Below are 22,426 nucleotides of genomic sequence, written 5' to 3' on the forward strand. Positions count from 1 at the left end.
ATTTTTTATTTGTATTTAGATAATGAAAAAGATTACACATTGTTTGTTTGAAACAGCTTGTTTATATAAAGCCTTAATTTCTAAAAAATAACTATAAGTATATTCGAATATCTCATCAGAATCATCATCTTCAACGAGTGGATAAAGTTGTTCATCCATTAATTCTTGAAAGTTGTACATGTTGTTGAAATCAGATTCGCTTAAATCTTTTATTGCAGAATAGGTCTCTTCGACTTCACTAGTTGTAAGATAAAAAGTACCGAGCGAATCGTTATCTATGATGGAATCATTAAGAGGTACGACATGTCCAAGTGGTGGCTCCCCTCCGCCAATCTCACCACATAAAGTAAAATGAAGTAACTGCCATGACTTATCGATATCTAAATCAGACTCTTTAAAATAAAGATCCAACTCTTTATTTTTGATTTTACTTAATTCCTCATCTGTAACTAATAGATACTGTCCAATCATCCCCATAATAGCCAGCTCCTCTATTGATTTTTAATTTAGTATATCATATTTTATGTAGGTGTTTTTTTGGGGATAGAAGAGGAATTTAAGTCATTTATAAGATGTGAGAAAATATAGATTATTTCTGGTGAAGCAAAACAAGGGAAATGTTTAAAGAAAAGAGTAGGCCATAAAAATTTGTGGCCTACTCTTTTTATAAGGATACATTTAGTTATTAAAACTAAATGTTATAAGGATGTTTCCGTGTGTTTTCTTCCTGAAATTTTGATTTTTATGGCGGAAGTAAAGCTTTCGTATTATTGATATTTGCTAAAAAGAAGAGCAGCTATTTACTCTTGTTATAAGCAGATTTTGTTAAACCATAAACAACAGTATCTTCATACATTCCCCAGTATAAACAACTTTGTTTAAATGTTCCCTCATGCTTCAATCCTAATTTTTGCATGACTTTAGATGAGGCAGGATTTTTAGTGAAAGCATCAGCATAAATACGGTTTAGTTGCAATTCTTCAAATGCATATGTAACGATGACTTGGCCGGCTTCTGTGCAGTATCCTTTCCCCCAATATGATTTACCTATCCAGTATCCTAGCTCACCTTTATTATGTTTTTTATTAATAAAAAGGTATATGCAACCGATGAGCATATTTTGCTCATTAACCATTGCAAAGTGAAAACTGTCACCCTTATCCATAGCTGTATGAGTAGAGGTAATCCACTCTTCTGCCACGTCATCTGGATAAGGGTGAGGAATAATTGTAGTAGTCTTAGCAACCTCTTTATCTCCTGCTAATTCTTGAACTCTCGGAGCATCGTCTAATTCAAATGGGCGTATTGTTAATCTTTTAGATAAGAACATTGGATATTGCATTTTTTCTCATCCTTTCTAACCACACAATTCTTTACTATAATACATAATTTTAAAATAAAACTTTATTAAGAAGTTGAATCTTCTGTTAAATAAATAAGTCAGATGTATAATATAGTTATGCTACAAGGAAGTGAAATTTTCATAATTGGAAAAGGGGAGTTCTATATGCGTATTTTAGTATTAGGGGCTGGAGGAATCGGAGGATATTTTGGAGGCCGTTTAGTAGAAAAAGGGGAAGATATTACGTTTCTCGTTCGTAGTGGACGAAAACAACAGCTTGAGAAAAATGGTCTTGTTATTCGTAGCATAAATGGAAATTTCTCCTTTATACCACAATTAATCACAAAAACTGAATCCGTAGATCCATTCGATTTAATTTTATTCTCAACAAAAACCTATCATTTAGAAGAAGCAATAAACGATTTGAAGCCATTTGTTGGTAAAAATACAATTATTATACCACTACTAAATGGTATAGCTCACCTATCTACATTGCAACAGGTATTTGGTGAGGATAAAGTTATTGGAGGTTTGTGTTTTATCGAAACAACATTAAACGGTGAGGGAGATGTTGTTCAAACTAGCTCTGCTAACCGACTTGTATTTGGGGAAATAAAACATTTACATACAGAGCGAATACAGGGGATTGCCAACACATTAAAGGGTACAAAAGCAAGTTTTGTTTTAAGTAATCATATCGTGCAAGATATGTGGCATAAATATTTATTTATTACTGTTATGTCAGGCGTGACTACGCTAATGCGCGCACCAATAGGTCCGATCCGTGAAAGTGATGGGGGACGGGACTTGATTCGGAATTTATTTAAAGAAGCAGCACAGATTATGAAAGCATCTGGGGCCCCCATTCAGGATAATATTGTTGACGAACATATGAAGACGATTGAGAAGATTTCATATGATATGAAATCTTCTATGCAGCGGGATATGGAAAAAGGTTCATCTATCGAGGGGGAGTACTTACAAGGATATTTGTTGAAATTAGCAAAACAATTTCATGTAGATGCTCCATTGTTAAAAATTATTTATCAAAATTTAAAAGTTTACGAAAAGATGTTGTAAGGGAACATTCAATATTTTATTTAATTTAAAACGAAGGTGGTGTCACTGAAAATAATACAATTGCCATTTCGTTGAAATTATTTTCCCATTTATGTTTTAAATTTGCTGGTATCTTTACACTATCACCAGCGTCTAATACATATTGTTCTTCATTTAGATATAACAAAATTTTTCCTTCTAAAATGACTGCAACTTCCTCACCTCTATGTTCCAGAGGATTTTCTGACGAAGAGGTATTGGGAGGAACATTCATAATCGCTGTTGCCAAATTACCAGTGCAATCAGGTGACAATAACTCATAAGATAAATTATCAACAATCATTTTCTTACGTTTATTGGATCTTACGATTAAATCATCTGTGTTTGTTTCTTCAATGAAAAAACTAAATGTTGGAACATCAAGGGATTTAGCTAAGACCTTTATGGTTTGTATTGAAGGATTTGCTAATCCGCGTTCGATTTGGCTTAACATTGAAGGGGTAATTGCAGCTAATTTTGCTAACTCCTTACTGCTCAAGCCTTTAGCTTTTCTATACTTCTGTACTTTTTTTCCAATATCTATATTTTCCATGACTATACTCCTTAATATTTCGTTAAAATATATTTAAAATAATGAAATTTTTATTTAATGTTATCAATGTTTTTATGTCAAACTACCTTAAATTATAATTTAACATTCACATCGCTACAAGAAAATAAGGAGAATCAGATAAATGAAGGAGATTGAAAAGCTTCGCTCCATATGCAACCAAAGTATTTCCTGAAAGGCACCATCGAGGCTCCTTTAATGGAGTTTCTTCCGTGAAATAGTCTTTAGAGCAGGAATATCAACGAAATATATCAGGATCTATTAAAGTAAGGGAAGGAGTTGTGTATATTAAATCTATCCATAATATTTAAAAGCAAAAAAGTTTCTTTATTCTAAACTATAGAAAAGAAACTTTTTGCTTTTGAGATATGTTTATTTTAAATTTCATGGTGAAAGGGTGTACCTAAGAAGATGAATAAGAGCTTTAATTTTCGAGAGTAGATATAGGAAGATTAATATTAACTGTCGTTCCTTTGCCTACTTCACTTTCAATAAGTATCTTTCCTTGGTGCTTTTCGATAATTTTATAACAGATCATTAATCCTAAACCGATACCATTTTCTTTGATACTATAAAATGGTTCTCCTAGATAAGGTATACGATCTTTTTCAATTCCACACCCGTAATCAGTAAATCGAATGTTTACCTGGTTTTTATCTGGTACATCTTCGATTTGAATCAAGATTTCCCCTCCCATTGGAGTTGCTTCAATCGCATTTTTTAAGATATTTATAAAAGCTTGCTTTAATTGATTCCCTTCACAAAGGATGAATGAAGTATTAGATGTAAACTCAGTTATAATTTGTATGTTGTTCATCATTGCTTGAGGCTGAAGTATCATTACAACTTGTTTCATTAATACATTAAGATCATTTGTTTTAATTTCTAACGCCTGAGGTTTTGCTAGCGCCATAAATTCATTGGTAATACTGTCTATTCGCTCAATCTCTGATAACACGATATCTATATAATGCTTATTGTTCTTATTTTCTGTTGATTTTAGTAAATGCATGAATCCTTTCATTGCTGTTAAAGGATTATTAATTTCATGGGCAATAGCAGTGGCTAATTGACCCACTACAGCAAGTTTCTCCGATTTTCGTAATAACTCCTCAGTTTTTAACCGCTCAGTGATATCTCGAGAGATACTCAAGAAAACGTTTTTGCCATTCAAGTTAAAAACACGGACACCAAACTCAGTTGTTATTGTTTTTCCTGTTGGAAAAACAAATTCATCTTGCAAAGTGAAAGAAGTTTGCCCATCTCTAATTTTCTCTATTACTCTATTGACCATTGGAGAATCTGGCGGAACGGTACTAGGAAATGGCATCGAGAGAAGTTCTTCTCTACTATATCCAAATCTTTTGCACCCAACAGGATTTACCTCAATAAATCGAACTGGAAATTGATCCTCATTTAGCTCTACTACGTATACCGCATCCGTTGCTTGTTCGATAAGTGCACGGTATTTCATCTCACTGCCTTTTAATTGTTGATGTAGATGCTGTAGTTTTCTTTCTGCTTGTTTTCTTTCAGAAATGTCCCTACAAATTCCTGATAAAGCAATTACATTGCCCTGTAAATCTAAAATGGGTGAAACTGTCAGGCTTACATCAATGAGAGTTTTGTCCTTGCGTTGTCGCACTGTTTCTAATTTAGTAATAACAGGATCTTTTGCGGTAATGTTTTTAATAGTTTCTAAAGTTTGATCCATTAAAAAATCTGGTACGCAAGGTAATTTTTTTCCCAAGATTTCTTTTTCTGACCATCCAAATATCTTTTCGTAAGCTTTATTGGCTTGTATCATGTGTCCGTCTAAATCAAATATGGTGATAGCATCTACGTTATGATTAATAAATGATTCCAACCGTTCTTTCGTTACCTTTAGTTCATTTTCTGCATTTTTTCTTTTCGTTATATCAACAGTAGAACCAACCACTTCAATCACTGTTCCCTTTCTTTTAACTGGCCTAAGAGAGAATAGAATAATAGTTTCATCATTTGGCCAAGGTAATTCGAAAGTGACTTCATTACCATCCCATGCCTGTTGATAATATTTTAGTAGTCGAGGTACTAAATGGAATGGAACAATGGAAGAATCTATGGTAGGTAAACTTTCCCCTACCACTTGTTCAGAGTGAAAACCATGTTGATAAAATAACTGTCCATCACATAAAGTATGAATAAAATTCCCATTCACTTTTTTAAATTTAAAAATACCTCCTTGCAGTTCATGTACGGTATCCCTTAATTCTTGCTTTGATTCTTGTAATGTTTCATTCGCTTTAGTTAAATTTTGTGTTAAATAATATAATTTTTGATAGGACTCCATAAGAAAAATACTGATCAATAGTCCAGAAGATATAAATAATGTACCTTGAATGTCAAAAAGTATAAGTGGTATAGAAGGAAAAAAGTATCCAAATACCAAATGGATCATAGCTATGTAAACAGCTAGATAGAGAAAGACTCTCTTAAAGGGATGAAGCTTCTTGAGATATGTTTCAAAAATAGTATATATAGTAGCTATTCCTAAAGAAACAATCAAAGATGGTCCCCAATTACCACCAAGATAGAAAATACGCATAATTATAATAAATGTTATTGTAATCCAACCAGCCGTACGACCAAAATAAATGTACGAAATTATAAGAGGAGCCATTCGGAGATCATAAAACAATCCCATGTGCTTAAAATTAAAGACCATCAAAATAGTAGCTATGATACCGGCAACTATTCCTCCATATAGCTGATTTAATTTAGAATGAATATTCAAAATCAACACTCGAATAAATATAGCTGAGCTAACTAAGAAAGCAAAAATAGATAGATTAATGAAGAATCCTTTGAAGATCATGTAATATTCCTCCTCTCATTGAACGTATTCGACAAAAAGCAAGGAAATCCTACAAATAAAACGGGTTTTCAGATTGAATGTTTTGAATATTGTTATTTGAAAAGGTGAAGTCAATTTATTAATAGATAGCACATATAAATCATTTGGTAATGGTGCAAAAACTCTTGTTAGTTATCTCTTAAACTTGAACATATTGTGTAGACTTTATGTTTTTATGAAATGATTTTGCATCAGGACCATTATGTTTATTGATGAAGTAAAATCCTACAAAATCATTACAACTGTTCTATTTCTAAAAATTTAAGCCCTTATTTAAAAATTTGTATTTACTTTTTCTAAATAAGGGAGTATTATAATCGACAGTTTCAAATTTCTAAATCGCTGAAACCGCATGGTACGGGGGACCCGTTTTTATGGATTAGTGCATAATCCAAGGGGTGAATCCTTGAAAAAGGTAGGGCTACTCACAGGCCCGAATCCGACAGCTAACCTCGTAAGCGTTATATGAGAAGGAAGGTGGAGCTTGTGCGACAAAAAAATTGATGTCTACAAGTTTATTCGTCATGGACTTGTAGGCATTTTTTATTTTCTTAAAAGTCCGTTTTTTACTGAACTAACAGAGAGAAATGCATAAAATTATTGGAGAGTGAAGATCAGTGGTTTCTTCCATAAAAAGATTTTTAATTGGTCGACCGTTAAAATCAACTGAATTAGGAGAGCAAAAGCTTAATAAAACGAAAGCATTAGCGATTCTTTCTTCTGATGCTTTGTCATCAGTGGCATATGGTCCAGAGCAAATATTAATTGCTCTATCTGCAGTGGGTGCGTTAGCATTTTGGTATTCTATTCCAATCGCAATAGGAGTCTTAGTTTTGTTAACAGCTCTAATTTTGTCTTATAGGCAAATTATTTTTGCGTATCCTCATGGGGGAGGAGCGTATGTAGTATCGAAAGAAAATTTAGGTGTGAATCCAGGGTTAATAGCTGGAGGTTCCTTATTAGTAGACTATATTTTAACGGTGGCAGTAAGTGTATCTGCAGGTACAGATGCGATTACATCTGCTTTTCCTAGTCTACATGCTCATAATGTGGTTATTGCAATCATATTTGTCATATTTATTACAATCTTGAACTTAAGAGGCGTAACGGAGTCAGCTTCTGTTTTAGCTTATCCCGTTTATTTATTTGTTTTAGCGCTATTTATATTAATCGGTGTAGGTATATACAACATTGTAACAGGTGAAGTCTCACCTAATTTGCATACACCAATCGGTACACCAGTAGCAGGGATTAGTTTGTTTTTACTTTTAAAAGCATTTGCATCAGGTAGTTCTGCTTTGACAGGTGTTGAAGCTATTTCCAATGCTATTCCGAACTTTAAAGATCCAGCTCCTAAAAATGCTGCGAGAACGTTACTTGCGATGGGCCTATTACTTGCAGTGTTATTCTCAGGAATTGTATTTTTAGCTTACTATTATGGTATTACTCCAAGTAAAGAGGTAACAGTTGTTTCACAAATTGCCGAAGAAACATTTGGACGGAACTTCATGTATTTCTTTATTCAAGGAACAACAGCGTTGATATTAATCCTTGCTGCTAATACTGGTTATTCTGCTTTTCCTTTACTAGCAGTTAATCTTGCAAAAGATAAGTTTATACCTAGAATGTTTACAGTTAGGGGAGACCGATTAGGATATTCAAATGGAATTATCATACTTGGAATTGCTTCAATTCTCTTAATTATTGCTTTCCAAGGGCAAACAGAACATCTTATTCCACTTTATGCAGTAGGTGTGTTTATTCCATTTACGTTGTCTCAGTCTGGGATGGTGGTAAAATGGATTCGAGAAAAGCCTGAAGGATGGATCTTAAAATTAACGATTAATTTAACTGGTGCTATTATTAGTTTTATAGTTATGAGTATGTTCTTTTTAACTAAATTTGCACAAGTTTGGACAGTTTTAATTTTCTTACCTGTCATTATTATTGTTTTTCATCGAATTAGAAAGCATTATGAAGCGGTAGGAGATCAATTAAGTCTTAAAACCTGTGAACCAATTGTGCCGATTGAAGGGAATGTAATCATTGTTCCTGTTGCTGGTATGACTCATGTAGTAGAGAACTCATTAAATTATGCTAAATCCCTTTCACCAGATCAGGTCATAGCTGTTTACGTTTCTTTTGAAAGAGAAGATGAGAAGAAGTTTGAAGAAAAATGGAAGAAATGGCAGCCTGAAGTTAGACTGGTGACACTACACTCTCATTACAGAAGTATTATTCAGCCGCTAACCAAATTTATTGACACAGTTCAATATAAAGCTAGCGAATCAAATTATCGGGTTACTGTAGTAATACCGCAATTTATTCCTAAAAAAGGTTGGCACAATATTCTTCATAACCAGTCGAGCTTATTGATTCGTGCATTCTTGCTTTATAAGAGAAATGTAGTTATTACGACTGTACCGTATCATTTGAAAAAATAAAGATTCGAAAATAAGTAATTTCTTAGGTAGCTTTACTGAGGTAGAGCTACCTTTTCTTGTTTGCCATCATTTTAAAGTCGATTACGAAAGTAGAGGGAATTATGGATCTTCGAGTTTTTATCATTTTAACTGAGAAGACCTCTTCTCTAAACGAAGTGAAGGTGAGGGTAGTTTATAAAGAGGATCTGAATACAGCAAGAGATAGCTGGCAGGATGTCAAGAATTATACAGAAAAATTACATGAGGATGCAAAAGTAAAATAAATAGAGAGTAAAGAAAACGTATATGTTGTAGTAAGGAGAAAAAAGAGAGACTTATTCGTGGGAATTTTCACGCTATAAATCGGTCATTTTGAAGTGATTTATCTTTGGGAAGTTGGCAGATGGTCGAATTTTCTAGAATAAAGCGGTATAATGCTTGTAAGTACGATGTATATGAGTAAAGAAAATGTAAGGAAGGACATATCGTTAGTATGGATAAAGAAAAACAACAACTAAGCGTTGAAGTTGCAAGATTATACTACCAATCTGATTATAGCCAACAAGAAATTGCAAATAAATTGAATATCTCCAGACCAACCATTTCAAGACTGTTAAAATATGCGAAAGAAAAAGGGTTTGTTCAAATTCATATAGCGGATCCATTTGCTGATTTAGATAATGTAGGTAACCTACTTAAAGAAAAATATAATTTATTAGAAGCGCACATCGTATTTTCCCCTGTACCAGAGTACACGGCGATTACGGAGTATATAAGTAAGTATGCTGCTGAATACATGGAGAAGACTGTTACAAATGGTGATATCGTCGGTGTGAGCTGGGGAACCACTATGTATGAAATCGCAAGGAAAATTGTGCCGCAACATGTAAAAGGGGTAGAGGTTGTTCAATTAAAAGGAGGTATTAGTCACTCAAGTGTTAATACGTATGCAAATGAAACGATTGCTTTATTTGCAGATGCCTTTCAAACAACACCTCGAAATTTGCCGCTTCCAGTTATATTTGATAACGCAGTTACAAAGGAATTAGTGGAACAGGATCGACATATTCACCATATTATTGAAATGGGAAAACAAGCGGATATTGCGATTTTTACAGTCGGAACTGTTAGAGATGAAGCTTTATTGTTTCGGTTAGGCTATTTAGATAAACAAGAAATGAGCCTATTGAAAGAACAAGCTGTTGGAGACATTTGTTCACGTTTCTTTGATGGAGATGGTAAAATTTGTAGCGAGGAAATTAATCAACGCACAATTGGAATTGATTTAGAAGAATTACGTCTAAAGAAACGTTCTGTTCTTGTTGCTGGAGGTTCTAGAAAAGTAAAGGCAATTGATGGTGCGTTAAGCGGAGGGTATGCGAATGTGTTGATTATCGATCAGCATACCGCGAAAGAGCTTTTAAATTATTAAAAAGGTTAAAATGGAAGTTTCACTTTATGAATGAATAAATTTTGTGTTTTATGAGGGAGCTGTTAATATCGCAGCTCTCTTTTTGTGTCAATTTCAAAAACTTATTGCACTATCTCGGAAAATATTGAACAAAATTTCAAAAGTGTGTTTACATTTGTTCAAAGTGCAGTTAGAATGAAGTTGTTAAAAGATATGAGGAGTGAAGAAAATGAACATTGCAAAGTTAATTGATCATACAGTTTTGAAACCGGATACTAAAAAAGAAGACGTTATGAAAGTTTTAGAAGAAGCAAAAAAATACAATTTCGCTTCTGTTTGTATTAATCCAACATGGGTGAAATTAGCAGCTGAAGAATTAGCAGGACACGACGTGGATGTTTGCACAGTAATTGGTTTTCCTTTAGGTGCAAATACAACTGAAACAAAAGTATTTGAAACAAAAGATGTAATTGCAAAAGGTGCGACTGAAGTTGATATGGTAATCAACGTTGGCGCTTTAAAAGATGGCGATAATGAATTCGTTGAAAAAGATATTTACGAAGTTGTACAAGCTGCAAAAGGAAAAGCACTTGTAAAAGTTATTATTGAAACTTGCTTATTAACAGATGAAGAAAAAGTACGTGCTTGCGAATTGTCAGTAAAAGCTGGTGCTGATTTTGTAAAAACTTCAACTGGATTCTCAACTGGTGGAGCGACTGCTGAAGATATCGCATTAATGCGTAAAACAGTTGGAGAAAATGTTGGTGTGAAAGCATCTGGTGGTGTTCGTACAAGAGAAGATGCTGAGAAAATGATTGAAGCTGGGGCTTCTAGAATCGGTGCAAGTGCAAGTGTTGCAATTGTATTAAATGACACAGAAGGCGCTTCAGATAACTACTAATTTATAAAGATTTAGAAGTAATAGATACACATATTGCAGGGAGCAGGGTGTATCTATTGCTTTAACAATTGAAAAATATGTAACCGGATACGGAAAAGGAGGGAGAATGTTATGAAATATGTAATCGGTATCATAGGCTTGATCATTGTGTTAGGCATCGCCTGGCTTGCTAGTAATAATAGAAGAAAAGTGAAATATCGCCCTATTATCACAATGATTGTGCTTCAGTTTATTTTAGGTTTCTTACTATTAAATACGAGCATCGGGAACATATTGATTGCTGGGATTGCAGATGGTTTTGGACAATTGTTAAAGTATGCTGGTGATGGTGTTAATTTCGTGTTTGGTGGGTTAGTAAATCAAAAAGAATTTTCATTCTTTTTAGGAGTATTAATGCCAATTGTTTTTATATCAGCTTTAATTGGTATCCTGCAGCACTTTAAGATATTGCCGATCATTGTAAAAGGGATTGGTTTAGCTTTAAGCAAAATAAATGGAATGGGGAAACTTGAATCGTATAATGCTGTAGCTTCAGCGATTCTAGGACAATCAGAAGTATTTATTTCGGTTAAGAAACAATTAGGTTTATTATCGGAAAGAAGATTATATACATTATGCGCATCTGCAATGTCAACAGTTTCTATGTCGATTGTCGGATCATACATGGTTTTATTGAAACCACAGTATGTTGTAACCGCTTTAGTACTTAACTTGTTTGGTGGATTTATTATTGCTTCTATCATTAACCCTTACGAGGTTACTGAAGAAGAAGATATGTTAGAAGTACAAGAGGAAGAGAAAAAGACCTTTTTTGAAGTATTAGGGGAGTATATAATTGATGGATTTAAAGTTGCTATTACAGTGGCAGCTATGCTAATTGGTTTCGTTGCTTTAATCGCTTTCATCAATGCTATTTTTAAAGGAGCGATAGGTATTTCATTCCAAGAAATTCTTGGCTATGTATTTGCACCGTTTGCATTTATTATGGGAGTTCCTTGGAATGAAGCTGTTAACGCAGGTAATATTATGGCGACAAAACTTGTATCAAATGAATTTGTGGCAATGACAGATTTAGCACAAGGTAACTTTAATTTCTCTGGAAGAACAACAGCTATTATATCCGTGTTCCTTGTTTCATTTGCGAACTTCTCTTCAATTGGAATTATTGCAGGGGCTGTTAAGAGCTTAAATGAAAAACAAGGGAATGTAGTAGCAAAATTTGGTTTGAAATTACTTTTCGGTGCAACGTTAGTAAGTTTCTTATCAGCAACGATAGTTGGTTTAATATACTAAAAGTTTCATAGAAAATAAAAAGGATTGGTGATTAAAATGAGAATGGTAGATATTATTGCGAAAAAACGTGATGGTAAAGAATTAACAACAGAGGAGATCGGGTTCTTTATTAAAGGATATACAGATGGATCAATACCTGATTATCAAGTGAGTGCATTGGCAATGGCTATCTTTTTCAAAGACATGTCTGACCGTGAACGTGCTGATTTAACGATGGCTATGGTGAATTCTGGAGAAACAATTGATTTATCGGAAATTGAAGGGGTTAAAGTAGATAAACATTCAACTGGTGGTGTTGGTGATACAACAACATTAGTTTTAGGACCATTAGTAGCTGCTTTAGATGTACCGGTTGCAAAAATGTCTGGTCGAGGTTTAGGACATACAGGTGGTACGATTGATAAATTAGAAGCAGTAGAGGGCTTCCATGTTGAAATTACGAAGGAGCAGTTCATTGATTTAGTGAACCGTGATAAGGTTGCAGTTATTGGGCAAACAGGAAATTTAACACCTGCCGATAAAAAAATATACGCATTACGTGATGTTACTGGAACAGTGAATTCAATTCCGTTAATCGCAAGTTCAATTATGAGTAAAAAGATTGCAGCTGGTGCTGATGCGATTGTTCTTGATGTTAAGACAGGTGCTGGTGCATTCATGAAAACAGAAGAGGATGCGAAAGAATTAGCACATGCGATGGTACGAATCGGAAATAATGTTGGACGTCAAACAATGGCTGTTATTTCAGATATGTCACAACCTCTTGGTTTTGCAATTGGTAATGCTCTTGAAGTAAAAGAAGCAATTGACACATTAAAAGGGGAAGGTCCAGAAGATTTAACGGAATTAGTCCTTGTATTAGGTAGTCAAATGGTGGTACTTGGTAAAAAGGCTGATACATTAGAAGAAGCACGTGAAATGTTGAAAGAAGTTATGAAGAATGGAAAAGCGATTGAGAAATTCAAAGAGTTTTTAAGTAACCAAGGCGGAGATAGCTCGATTGTAGATTACCCAGAAAAATTACCACAAGCGAAATATGTAATTGATGTGCCAGCTAAAATTTCAGGTGTTGTCTCTAACATTGTGGCAGATGAAATCGGTATTGCTGCCATGCTTTTAGGAGCAGGCCGCGCAACTAAAGAGGACGAAATTGATTTAGCAGTTGGTTTAATGCTACGTAAAAAAGTGGGCGAAGTTGTAAAAGAAGGGGAATCACTTGTTACAATTTATGCAAATCGTGAAAATGTGGACGATGTAAAAGCTAAAATTTATGAAAACATTTCTGTATCAGAAAAGGCTGAAACTCCAAAATTAATTCATACAATTATTACTGATTAATGATTAGTAGCATGGAATTTACTTTGAGGAGGAAATAGTTATGGATAAAAAAAGATACATTGCAGAAGCATCAAAAATGTTGTCAAAAGCATATATTCCGTATTCTAAATTCCCTGTGGGAGCAGCGTTAGTTACGAAAGAAGGTAAAATTTATACTGGTTGCAACATTGAAAACGCTTCTTATGGTTTATGTAACTGTGCGGAAAGAACCGCTATATTCAAAGCAGTATCAGAAGGAGAACGCGATTTTAGCTATTTAGTAATCACAGGTGAAACAGATGGACCTATTTCACCATGTGGAGCTTGTAGACAAGTCATTGCAGAGTTTTGTGATCCTAAAATGCCAGTTTTATTAACAAATCAAAAAGGTGATGAAAAAGAAGTAACGGTGGAACAATTGCTTCCAGGTGCTTTTTCGATAGAGGATTTAATCTAATTTCAAATGAATAAGAGAAAGAAGCTGTCCTAAAATTCATATGTTGGGAGAGCTTCTTTTTTTTGTGTGAAGAATAGGTTTTTAATTAAGCGTTGAGATTCTGTTTAGGAAAGACATTTTTCTATTTAAATGAGAATTTGCTGGGGTTGGATCGACCGTTTTGCAGGAGTACTCTTTCTGTCTGCTTCTTAGCTATTTCAACCTCGTAAACTGTCCACAAGGTTAGGCGAAGCTATAAAGAGTTTCGTACTAAACGAGGGGAGCTACGAATAGGCTGGTAGAAGAGTAGAAAGAAGGGAGGTCTAAAATGAAACCGTATCACATCATTGGAAAAAGTATTAAACGAAAAGAAGGTGCCGACAAAGTAACGGGAAGAGCAAAATATGTAGATGACGAGATTGAGATAGGTACTTTATATGCAAAACTCTTAACAAGTGTATATGCACATGCTGTTATTGAGAGTATTGATATAAGGAGAGCAAAGGAAATCCCGGGTGTTCATGCTGTGATAACAGGAGCAGATTATCCTATTCTTGTCGGTTCTAGTATTGTAGATCGTTCCCTGTTAGCCTATGAAAAAGTTCGGTATTTTGGTGAGCCTATAGCACTTGTTGTAGCGGATAGCGAGGCGATTGCTAAACATGCCTCAGCGCAAATACGTGTTACATATAAGAAACTTCCTGTGGTTCATGCTCCGCTACAAGCCTATTTAGAAAGAGATATACTCGTACATGAAAACGTAGAACAATATGAATTAGAAGAAGAAGTATATCCAGAAGCACATACAAACATTGCAAATCGGACGAAAATTCGTAAGGGAGATATTCGAGAAGGGTTTGCAAATAGCGAAGTTGTTGTAGAGGAAACGTTTTCTTTTCGGCAATCTGATCATACTGCAATGGAGACGCGATGTGCGAAAGCAGAAATTAAGCCAAATGGAGAGGTTATTATTCATTCTACTTCGCAAGCACCTTTTGAAATTAAAAGATTACTTAGTAAAGCGTTTCAAATTGATGAGGAAAAAATAATTGTACATGTGCCTTTAGTTGGAGGGGCGTATGGTGGGAAAACAACGGTACAACTTGAGTATTTAGTATATCTTGCTTCTAAAGCAGTGGATGGGAGGCGTGTTACTCTTCGGAATAGTAGAGAAGAAGATTTTGTAACGTCGCCTGTTCATATTGGTTTACAAGCAAAAGTAAAGCTTGGATGTACAAAGAATGGGAATTTACAAGCGGCAGAGATTTTATATTTATTTGATGGCGGTGCGTATGCTGATCGGGCAGTGACTATGAGTAAAGCGGCCGGATTAGATTGTACAGGTCCATACTCAATTCAGCATGTATCGTGTGATTCGCTTTGTATGTACACGAATCATACATATGCGACATCGTTTCGTGGATTTAGTCATGCTGAGTATACATTTGTAATTGAAAGAATGATAGATATATTGGCAAATAAAATAGATATGTGTCCGCTCGAGTTTCGTATGAAAAATGCAATTAAGCAAGGAGATACAACACCAACACAAGTAACGGTCACTAAAAGTAATACAGGGGATATTCAGGCGTGTATACAAAAGTTAAAGTCGCTTATTAATTGGGAAGAAGGGAATCGAATTATTTTATCAAATGGAAGGATACGAGCAAAAGGAATTAGTTGCTTTTGGAAAAATTCGACGACACCTAATAATGCTGGAGCGGGTGCGACTATAACTTTTAATGGTGATGGGAGTGTAAATGTTAATTGTGGTGCAGTTGAAATTGGGCAAGGAACGAAAACAACTTTAACACAAATGGTTGCAGAAAAAATGAATATGAAAGTTAAAGATGTATCTATTATGATGGAAGTCAACACACAAATAGCGCCAAAACATTGGAAAACAGCTGCTAGTCGAACGACACATCTCGTTGGAAATGCAGTTGTAAAAGCGACTGAAGATGCAATGAAGCAGTTACTAGATACAGCAGCTAATATACTTGGAATACCAGTGCATGAGTTAGCAATTAAGAATAAAGTTGTATATGTAAAAACAAACTCAGATATGTATGTATCATTTTCAAAGATTGTTTTTGGATATGTTGATTCGAGTGGAAATGTGTATGGTTCGCCGATAATTGGCAGAGGTGCTTATGTATTTGAAGGGATTACGAAGATTGATTATGAGACAGGAAAAGGACAAGGTGGACCTGAATGGGGAGTGGGCGCACAGGCAATCGAGGTAGAATTTGATCCACAAGTATATACATATAAATTAATAAAAGCAGTAACGGTTGCAGATGCAGGAAGGATTTTAAATAGAAAGGGAGCAGAAACACAAATTATAGGGGCTATGAGTATGGGATTAAGTTTTGCGACGAGAGAAACATTTCACTATGACTTGTATGGGAGAGTTCTTAATAATCAGTTTCGTTCTTATAAAGTGATGCATTATGGGCAACACCCAAAATACATTGCTGAATTTGTGGAAGTACCGCATGATCAAGCTGCATTTGGATCAAGAGGGCTTGGTGAGCATGGAATTATCGGTATGCCCGCTGCTTTAGCGAATGCGTTATCTATTGCAGCTAGTATTTCACTTCGTCAATTACCTATTAATCCTGAATTGATTTGGAAAGTAAAACAAACAAAGGAGAATGGTGTATATGATACCATTTGACTTTGAATATTATCGTCCAAATTCCATTGAAGAAGCAATCCGATTATTTCATCAGCTGGATAAAGAGAGAAAAAGGCCCATTTATTATGGAGGAGGCACTGAAATTATTACAATGGGGCGTCTGCAACAAATTGTCACGAAAGCGGTCATTGATTTAAAAGATATTCCCGAATGTAACATTTGTGAATGGAATGGTCAAAAGCTTATTCTAGGAGCTACATTAACATTAACAAAAATTCAAGAGGAAAAAGTATTCCCTCTTCTTGGAGAAACTGCTGGAAGAGCTGCAGATCACACAGCAAGAAATAAAATTACGCTTGGTGGCAACATTGCAGGGAAAATTATATATAGAGAAGCGGTACTCCCATTTTTACTAGCGGATAGTACATTTGTTGTTGCAGGAAAAGAAGGTGTGAAATATATTAGGGCACAGGAGGCCTTTATTGAGAAGTTACAATTGCAAAAAGGAGAGTTTCTTGTACAAATTATTACTGATCAAAAATATATAGAATCTCCTTATTACAGTGTAAAAAAAAGACAATTAGAGAAAATTGATTACCCACTTGTAACGGTTGCTGCGTTAAAAAGTGATGGAAATATTCGAATCGCATTTAGTGGATTGTGCGCATTTCCATTTCGGTCACTCGCGGTAGAATCGGTGTTAAATGATGGAAGTATACCAGTTAAGAAGAGAATTGAGCACGTCCTTTTTCATATTCCTGCACCTATATTAGATGATATACGAGGTTCGCGTGCTTATCGTATATTTATTTTGCAACATGTGCTTTATGATGTGCTGATGAAGCTTGAAGGGGTGAAGTAATGGGAAAGGGACAATTTATTCTTCATGTGAATGAGGAAGATAGAGAAGTGATTGTCAGAATGGCAGATACGTTATTATATACATTACGACATAACCTCGGTCTAACTGGAGCTAAACCAGGATGTGAAAACGGTGATTGTGGTGCTTGTACCGTTCTTGTTGAGGGGCTACCAATTAAGTCTTGTATTATGTTAGCCGTAGAAGCTATTGGTAAGCGGATTACAACGATTGAAGGCTTACGGGAAACGCCTATTCAGCAAGCTTTTGAAGACAAATGGGCTTTTCAGTGTGGGTATTGTACGCCTGGATTTATTATAAATTGTCATGCGCTCGTTACAAAAAAAATGGACATGGATGATTCAATTATTGAAGAATGGTTAAGTTCTAATATTTGCCGGTGCACAAGTTATCAAGAAATTGAAGAAGCTGTGAAATCTGTCTTACAAAAGGAACGGGAGAATCAATAATGACTTCTATTTATACTGTACTAGAAGCCCTACTATCATGTGAACAACGGTGTGCCGTAGCAACTATTATTCATGTGGAAGGTTCTGCATATTGTAAAGAGGGAACTATCATGCTTTTTTGTGAAGATGGAACAAAAGTCGGAATGTTAAGTGCAGGTTGTTTAGAAGAAGAGGTTTCTATTTATGCAGCCGAAGTAATGGAGAATCAAACATGGTCTATTCATCAATTTAATACGAGGGCAGAAGATGATTTATCTTGGGGAATGGGATGTAATGGCATCATTCATATATTAGTTGAGTATATAGATGAAGAGTACAAAGTTTTTTTGCAAACACTATATGAATACCTTAAGAAGGGTATTTCAGTTCGAATGATAAAAAATATTTCTTTAATACAAACATTATTTATTAGTGAGAATGGTAACATGTTTGGGAATGAGGAAGCTTTGTTTCCAATTCATTCCTTACATGGTTTACACGGTAAATGGTTTTATCAACACTTTACACCAAAGCCAAGGCTTTGTATTTTTGGAGCAGGCGAGGATGCAAAACCGCTTGTTCGGTTTGCAAAAGAAGTAAACTTTTTTGTAACAGTCTGTGATTGGAGAGAATCGTTATGTAATGCTGCACGTTTTCCGAGTGCAGATGTTTGTATAAGTGGATTTCCGAAAGAGGTTGTACCACAACTTCTATTAAGAAAAGAAGATTTTGTTGTGATTATGACTCACCATTTTCAGCGTGATCAACAATTGATCGAACTTTTATTGGAACAATGTGTTCGCTATATCGGTATTCTAGGTCCACGTCATCGCACTGCTCGTCTGTTAGAAGGAAAGGCGATACCTAAAAACGTTCATTCTCCGGTAGGGCTTGCGATTGGTGGAAAAGGACCAACTGAAATTGCGATTAGTATTATAGCCGAAATTGTTCAAGAATTAAGGGGGAAGTAAAATTAAGATTGCTGGTATATATTTAGCTGCTGGAAACAGTCGGAGGATGGGACCCGGAATACACAAGTTACACCTTCCATTACAAGGGGAACCACTTGGGAGCCTAGCGTTACAAGCAGCAATTTCTTCAAGGCTCTCACATATTATTGTTGTTACGAATGAGCCTGCTTGGATGTTAAAAAGAATGCACCGTGAAAATGTGCACATTCTTTCTTGTCCAAATGCTTGTAGAGGACAGTCGTACTCTCTTCAATGCGGTATTGAGAAGGCGAAACGAATGAATGTTGATGGAGTGATGGTCCTTCTGGCTGATCAACCATTTGTGACAGCTGAATTTATTAATAAGATAATAGGTTGCTATGAGCAAAATAAAAACATTCATTTTGTAGCAGCGAGTTATAGGGGAATAAGGCAACCGCCTGTTTTATTTACAAAGAAAGTATTTCCACTTTTTCAAACGTTGAAAGGGGATGAAGGAGCACGCGCGATTTTTATGAAGCCTACGATAAATGGAATTTCATTGTTGGCGGAAAGTGAGAGAATGTTTTTTGATGTAGATACATGGGGGAATTATCAACAGGTGAGACAAGAATATGAGGATTGATATGGTGTTTAAATCACAATGTAGTACGTATGAAACTATGTCTATACTATAAAAAGAGCCAAAATTTCTCAATTTAGAAATTGGGCTCTTTTTATGTTGATACGATTTTGTAAAATTGGTCGTTTGAATCGATCTTAGATCTCATTTTTTAACGTTCATACGATTTTGTGCATGCTGTAAAGCAAGTGGAGTAACATTTTCTCCGTTAGGATCTACAATCGTTGTATTTAATAAAATGGAATCTAAACTCCCGCGAAATTCTTTCATGTAGCTTTGTCTTAACATTTGCTGTTCTTGTTTTTCAATTTCTTGAAGTCCTGAAATTCTTTCTTTTTTTGCCAATTCATTAATACGAAATAATATATTTTTCATTTTCTTCACCTCTGTTATTTAACTATAAATTAGTAACTTACTAATTTATAGTTATTTTAATATTTCTTTTTGATTATGTCAATAGTTGTAAATGAAAAAGACATTCTTTTCTCCAAGAATAGTGTCTAACTGTGCTACATTAGATTCATCCATCATTTTTATAAATGATTTCTATTAAAATAATTCATTTTATTTATTTGTATTCTAAATATATAATAGCGATTAGGTGAGTGCAAAGAAGCGGCTTTTTCATGAGTATAGGAATTAATGCTTTTTTTAGAGCATTGATTAAGTTGAAAATATAATGAGGTTGTTACTAAAACCAACTAATTTCATGAGAATTATTATTTTTATTGGTGTTTTGGTGAATACTGGACTACATTTCCGCTTTAGAAGAAAACTATGTAATTTACATATTATCTTTTTTATTATTATGGAAATATGAATATAACAAGAAAAATATCAGGGATTTATAGTTTAGCTTTATATAACACAAAAGAATGATCGTACAACAGGAGGAGTAAGTATGGAGCTGCGCCATTTGAAAACTTTTATTATTGTAGCGGAAAGCGGTGGCTTTACACGGGCTGGTGAACAACTGGGATATACGCAATCGACAATCACCAATCATATTAGATCATTAGAAGAAGAGATAGGAAGTCCATTATTTGATCGTCTTGGTAAAAAGGTAATTTTAACTGAGGTAGGAGAGCATATGCTTTCTTATGCACATAAAATATTGGAATTATCGAATGAAGCATTGGAATCATCTCAAATGAACGGCAAATCGTCAGGAACAATACGTATTGGAGCAAATGAATCTTTAATGATTTATCGATTACCTGCTGTTTTATATGAATTTAAAAGGAAGTATCCACAAGTTCATATCATTTTACAACCATCAGAGAGTCAAGAGTTGCATAATGAATTAAAATCAGGGAAATTTGATTTCGCGTTATTTACACATCCGGAACAACTTGGGGCAGACATCGTTACTCATTCTCTTGTTCAAGAGAAGATTGTACTTATTGCTCCGCCGAGGCATCCCTTAACGAAAAAAATGAACGTTGATCCTGTTGATTTAGAAGGGGAAATGTTGTTACTTACAGAGCCAGGGAGTTATCGAGATTTGTTAGAAAGACGAATTAAAGAAGATGGTATTAATTGTTCTCATATTCATTTTTGGAGTATTGAAGCGATTAAGCAAACTGTTATGTGTGGGCTAGGGATATCTTATTTACCGTTTATAACGGTAAAAGAAGAAATCGAGCAGGGTAAGCTAAGTATATTACCATGGAAGTATAGTGAAGATTTCGTTACTACTGAATTGGCATATCATAAAAGTAAATGGTTAACTCCTGCAATGAAGAAATTAATTGAAATGATAGAAAAGCATGCAGAGAAATGGAAAAAATTCTCTTGATTCTCTGAGATGAAATTAGGCTGAAATATGTATTGGATAGGTAGGGGGAAAAGTAATGAATGAAAGAGTAAAAGAAATAGCGCTTGTCGTAATTGGATCATTATTGTTTGCGATTGGAATTAACTTTTTTGCTATTCCAAATCGATTATCTGAAGGTGGAATTATCGGACTGACAGTTATTACATATTATCTGTTCGATTGGTCACCAGGTACTGTAAACCTTATAATAAATGCAGTATTACTTGCAATTGGGTATAAATTTTTTGATAAGAAAACAATGGTATATACAATACTTGGTATTGTATCTTCATCTTTCTTTTTATATATCACAGAAGATATTGCGACTCCAGTAAATCATGATACATTATTAGCGGCTCTCTTCGCTGGTGTTTTTGTTGGAATCGGTTTAGGGTTTATGTTCCGTGCAGGTGGTACATCAGGTGGATCTGCAATCATAGCACAACTAGCAAACCAATATTTAGGCTGGAGCGTTGCGAAAGGTGTATTAATTATTGATATCGTAGTTATTGCGGGTTCAGTATTTATTATCGGACAGGAAAAGGCTATGTATACGCTGGTAGCAGTATTTATAGGTGCAAAGGTTATTGATTTTATTGTAGAAGGATTGAATACAAAGACTGCTGTAACAATTATTTCAAACTATCCAGACATGATCAAAGAATCAATTATGAAGAATATGACACGAGGTGTCACAGTATTAGATGGAAAGGGCGGTTACACAGGAAATAACAAAGAAGTATTATATATTGTCATTAATAAACAAGAACTTATGCAATTAAAGAAAGTCGTGAGCCAAAAAGATGAAAATGCGTTCGTTGTTATTCATGATGTACGTGATGTATTAGGTGGTGGCTTTAAAGCGAGTTAAAAATATACAAAAAGCGTTACAATAATTGTGTTTGTTATAGGATAGAAATACTTAAGAGCCTACTGATAACAGTAGGCTTCTTTTTGTAGGTTGAAGGGGTATATGTTTGAAAAAATTCAAAAATAGGATTATATCCAGTTGCATTTTATACCCCTTACCGGTATAATGTATTTAAAGAACGGTGATTACTATAACTGAGGTGGTATGGATGGGGCATTGTGAAGGTAATGAAACAAATTCAAAAATGGTTCCTCGAACAGAAGAGGAAATTCAAAATGTTATAAAACGTTTAAAGCGTATTGAAGGTCAAGTACGTGGTGTTCAAAAAATGGTTGAAGATAATCGTTATTGCGTTGATATTTTAATCCAAATTTCAGCGATTAATGCAGCTTTAAATAAGGTGGGTTTTTCATTATTAGAACGTCATACAAAACATTGTGTAGCAAAGGCAATTCATGAAGGGAATGGAGATGAATCTATTCAAGAATTAATGAGTGTCATTAAACAGTTTTCAAAATAGGAGGGGTATA

21 protein-coding genes and 1 riboswitch are annotated in these 22,426 nt (G+C 34.6%); of the genes, 16 read left to right on the top strand and 5 right to left on the bottom strand.

What is annotated here, in order from left to right:
* Positions 1-15: 15 nt before the first annotated feature.
* Together BLV40_RS07085 and BLV40_RS07090 are read right to left on the bottom strand one after the other, a co-directional pair.
* Positions 16-477 (bottom strand): YfbM family protein, encoded by a 462-nt coding sequence (locus BLV40_RS07085; RefSeq protein ID WP_090688462.1) that lies wholly within the window; start codon positions 475-477, stop codon positions 16-18.
* Positions 478-796: 319 nt separating this feature from the next.
* Positions 797-1,342 carry a GNAT family N-acetyltransferase gene (locus BLV40_RS07090; RefSeq protein WP_026592008.1) on the bottom strand — a complete coding sequence of 182 codons (546 nt, stop codon included), beginning with the start codon at positions 1,340-1,342 and terminating at the stop codon, positions 797-799.
* 165 nt (positions 1,343-1,507) lie between these two features.
* On the opposite strand from BLV40_RS07090, the gene panE reads away from it, so the two are divergent.
* Positions 1,508-2,422, top strand: a complete 915-nt coding sequence (panE, locus tag BLV40_RS07095; RefSeq protein WP_090688465.1) for a 2-dehydropantoate 2-reductase — start codon at positions 1,508-1,510, stop codon at positions 2,420-2,422.
* 25 nt (positions 2,423-2,447) lie between these two features.
* Here the strand turns inward: panE and BLV40_RS07100 are convergent, their stop codons facing one another.
* Both BLV40_RS07100 and BLV40_RS07105 read right to left on the bottom strand, forming a co-directional pair.
* Entirely contained in the window at positions 2,448-2,993 is a 546-nt protein-coding gene (locus tag BLV40_RS07100) for a cupin domain-containing protein (protein ID WP_026592006.1), read from the bottom strand.
* A 442-nt stretch (positions 2,994-3,435) separates the two neighbouring features.
* Positions 3,436-5,868: a PAS domain S-box protein gene (locus BLV40_RS07105; RefSeq protein WP_090688468.1), complete on the bottom strand. Its 2,433-nt coding sequence runs from the start codon at positions 5,866-5,868 to the stop codon at positions 3,436-3,438.
* A 369-nt stretch (positions 5,869-6,237) separates the two neighbouring features.
* A riboswitch (cyclic di-AMP (ydaO/yuaA leader) is annotated at positions 6,238-6,384 on the top strand.
* A 140-nt stretch (positions 6,385-6,524) separates the two neighbouring features.
* Here BLV40_RS07105 and BLV40_RS07110 point away from each other — a divergent pair.
* The 12 genes from BLV40_RS07110 to BLV40_RS07160 all read left to right on the top strand — a co-directional run bounded on the left by BLV40_RS07110 (position 6,525) and on the right by BLV40_RS07160 (position 19,212).
* A complete protein-coding gene (locus BLV40_RS07110; RefSeq protein ID WP_090688471.1) occupies positions 6,525-8,351 on the top strand; it encodes an APC family permease in 1,827 nt (608 codons plus the stop codon).
* A 101-nt stretch (positions 8,352-8,452) separates the two neighbouring features.
* A complete protein-coding gene (locus tag BLV40_RS28445) occupies positions 8,453-8,614 on the top strand; it encodes a hypothetical protein (RefSeq protein ID WP_170833614.1) in 162 nt (53 codons plus the stop codon).
* A gap of 209 nt (positions 8,615-8,823) precedes the next feature.
* Positions 8,824-9,762, top strand: a complete 939-nt coding sequence (locus tag BLV40_RS07115; protein WP_090688474.1) for a sugar-binding transcriptional regulator — start codon at positions 8,824-8,826, stop codon at positions 9,760-9,762.
* Positions 9,763-9,970: 208 nt separating this feature from the next.
* Positions 9,971-10,642 carry a deoxyribose-phosphate aldolase gene (gene deoC, locus BLV40_RS07120; RefSeq protein WP_090688477.1) on the top strand — a complete coding sequence of 224 codons (672 nt, stop codon included), beginning with the start codon at positions 9,971-9,973 and terminating at the stop codon, positions 10,640-10,642.
* 111 nt (positions 10,643-10,753) lie between these two features.
* Positions 10,754-11,935, top strand: coding sequence for a NupC/NupG family nucleoside CNT transporter (locus tag BLV40_RS07125; protein WP_090688480.1), 1,182 nt, complete (start codon positions 10,754-10,756; stop codon positions 11,933-11,935).
* A gap of 36 nt (positions 11,936-11,971) precedes the next feature.
* Positions 11,972-13,273, top strand: coding sequence for a pyrimidine-nucleoside phosphorylase (locus BLV40_RS07130; RefSeq protein ID WP_090688483.1), 1,302 nt, complete (start codon positions 11,972-11,974; stop codon positions 13,271-13,273).
* A 40-nt stretch (positions 13,274-13,313) separates the two neighbouring features.
* The gene (locus tag BLV40_RS07135) at positions 13,314-13,709 is read left to right on the top strand and encodes a cytidine deaminase (RefSeq protein WP_026591999.1); all 396 of its coding nucleotides are present in this window, start codon (positions 13,314-13,316) and stop codon (positions 13,707-13,709) included.
* A gap of 307 nt (positions 13,710-14,016) precedes the next feature.
* Complete coding sequence (locus BLV40_RS07140; RefSeq protein WP_090688487.1) at positions 14,017-16,368, top strand: xanthine dehydrogenase family protein molybdopterin-binding subunit; 2,352 nt, start codon at positions 14,017-14,019, stop codon at positions 16,366-16,368.
* Complete coding sequence (locus BLV40_RS07145) at positions 16,355-17,191, top strand: FAD binding domain-containing protein (RefSeq protein ID WP_090688490.1); 837 nt, start codon at positions 16,355-16,357, stop codon at positions 17,189-17,191. The genes BLV40_RS07140 and BLV40_RS07145 overlap by 14 nt, the downstream gene beginning before the upstream one ends.
* The gene (locus BLV40_RS07150; RefSeq protein ID WP_090688493.1) at positions 17,191-17,658 is read left to right on the top strand and encodes a (2Fe-2S)-binding protein; all 468 of its coding nucleotides are present in this window, start codon (positions 17,191-17,193) and stop codon (positions 17,656-17,658) included. The genes BLV40_RS07145 and BLV40_RS07150 overlap by 1 nt, the downstream gene beginning before the upstream one ends.
* Complete coding sequence (locus BLV40_RS07155) at positions 17,658-18,608, top strand: XdhC family protein (protein ID WP_090688496.1); 951 nt, start codon at positions 17,658-17,660, stop codon at positions 18,606-18,608. The genes BLV40_RS07150 and BLV40_RS07155 overlap by 1 nt, the downstream gene beginning before the upstream one ends.
* Before the next feature lies 1 nt (position 18,609).
* A complete protein-coding gene (locus tag BLV40_RS07160) occupies positions 18,610-19,212 on the top strand; it encodes a nucleotidyltransferase family protein (protein WP_090688499.1) in 603 nt (200 codons plus the stop codon).
* A gap of 141 nt (positions 19,213-19,353) precedes the next feature.
* Here BLV40_RS07160 and BLV40_RS07165 read toward each other — a convergent pair whose 3' ends face one another.
* The gene (locus BLV40_RS07165) at positions 19,354-19,584 is read right to left on the bottom strand and encodes a DUF896 domain-containing protein (protein ID WP_090688504.1); all 231 of its coding nucleotides are present in this window, start codon (positions 19,582-19,584) and stop codon (positions 19,354-19,356) included.
* A gap of 526 nt (positions 19,585-20,110) precedes the next feature.
* Here BLV40_RS07165 and BLV40_RS07170 point away from each other — a divergent pair.
* From BLV40_RS07170 to BLV40_RS07180, 3 genes are all read left to right on the top strand, one after another.
* Positions 20,111-21,007, top strand: a complete 897-nt coding sequence (locus tag BLV40_RS07170) for a LysR family transcriptional regulator (protein WP_090688508.1) — start codon at positions 20,111-20,113, stop codon at positions 21,005-21,007.
* A 55-nt stretch (positions 21,008-21,062) separates the two neighbouring features.
* Complete coding sequence (locus BLV40_RS07175) at positions 21,063-21,896, top strand: YitT family protein (protein ID WP_026591991.1); 834 nt, start codon at positions 21,063-21,065, stop codon at positions 21,894-21,896.
* A 208-nt stretch (positions 21,897-22,104) separates the two neighbouring features.
* The gene (locus tag BLV40_RS07180) at positions 22,105-22,416 is read left to right on the top strand and encodes a metal-sensing transcriptional repressor (protein ID WP_026591990.1); all 312 of its coding nucleotides are present in this window, start codon (positions 22,105-22,107) and stop codon (positions 22,414-22,416) included.
* The last annotated feature ends 10 nt before the right edge of the window (positions 22,417-22,426 follow it).

The organism is Bacillus sp. 166amftsu (genome assembly GCF_900107445.1).
Classification (GTDB): domain Bacteria; phylum Bacillota; class Bacilli; order Bacillales; family Bacillaceae_G; genus Bacillus_A; species Bacillus_A arachidis.

Coding starts and splice junctions, on each gene's coding strand:
- BLV40_RS07085 (WP_090688462.1), bottom strand. CDS start 477: ATGGGGATGATTGGACAGTATCTATTAGTTACAGATGAGGAATTAAGT.
- BLV40_RS07090 (WP_026592008.1), bottom strand. CDS start 1,342: ATGCAATATCCAATGTTCTTATCTAAAAGATTAACAATACGCCCATTT.
- panE (WP_090688465.1), top strand. CDS start 1,508: ATGCGTATTTTAGTATTAGGGGCTGGAGGAATCGGAGGATATTTTGGA.
- BLV40_RS07100 (WP_026592006.1), bottom strand. CDS start 2,993: ATGGAAAATATAGATATTGGAAAAAAAGTACAGAAGTATAGAAAAGCT.
- BLV40_RS07105 (WP_090688468.1), bottom strand. CDS start 5,868: ATGATCTTCAAAGGATTCTTCATTAATCTATCTATTTTTGCTTTCTTA.
- BLV40_RS28445 (WP_170833614.1), top strand. CDS start 8,453: ATGGATCTTCGAGTTTTTATCATTTTAACTGAGAAGACCTCTTCTCTA.
- BLV40_RS07115 (WP_090688474.1), top strand. CDS start 8,824: ATGGATAAAGAAAAACAACAACTAAGCGTTGAAGTTGCAAGATTATAC.
- deoC (WP_090688477.1), top strand. CDS start 9,971: ATGAACATTGCAAAGTTAATTGATCATACAGTTTTGAAACCGGATACT.
- BLV40_RS07125 (WP_090688480.1), top strand. CDS start 10,754: ATGAAATATGTAATCGGTATCATAGGCTTGATCATTGTGTTAGGCATC.
- BLV40_RS07130 (WP_090688483.1), top strand. CDS start 11,972: ATGAGAATGGTAGATATTATTGCGAAAAAACGTGATGGTAAAGAATTA.
- BLV40_RS07135 (WP_026591999.1), top strand. CDS start 13,314: ATGGATAAAAAAAGATACATTGCAGAAGCATCAAAAATGTTGTCAAAA.
- BLV40_RS07140 (WP_090688487.1), top strand. CDS start 14,017: ATGAAACCGTATCACATCATTGGAAAAAGTATTAAACGAAAAGAAGGT.
- BLV40_RS07145 (WP_090688490.1), top strand. CDS start 16,355: ATGATACCATTTGACTTTGAATATTATCGTCCAAATTCCATTGAAGAA.
- BLV40_RS07150 (WP_090688493.1), top strand. CDS start 17,191: ATGGGAAAGGGACAATTTATTCTTCATGTGAATGAGGAAGATAGAGAA.
- BLV40_RS07155 (WP_090688496.1), top strand. CDS start 17,658: ATGACTTCTATTTATACTGTACTAGAAGCCCTACTATCATGTGAACAA.
- BLV40_RS07165 (WP_090688504.1), bottom strand. CDS start 19,584: ATGAAAAATATATTATTTCGTATTAATGAATTGGCAAAAAAAGAAAGA.
- BLV40_RS07170 (WP_090688508.1), top strand. CDS start 20,111: ATGGAGCTGCGCCATTTGAAAACTTTTATTATTGTAGCGGAAAGCGGT.
- BLV40_RS07175 (WP_026591991.1), top strand. CDS start 21,063: ATGAATGAAAGAGTAAAAGAAATAGCGCTTGTCGTAATTGGATCATTA.
- BLV40_RS07180 (WP_026591990.1), top strand. CDS start 22,105: ATGGGGCATTGTGAAGGTAATGAAACAAATTCAAAAATGGTTCCTCGA.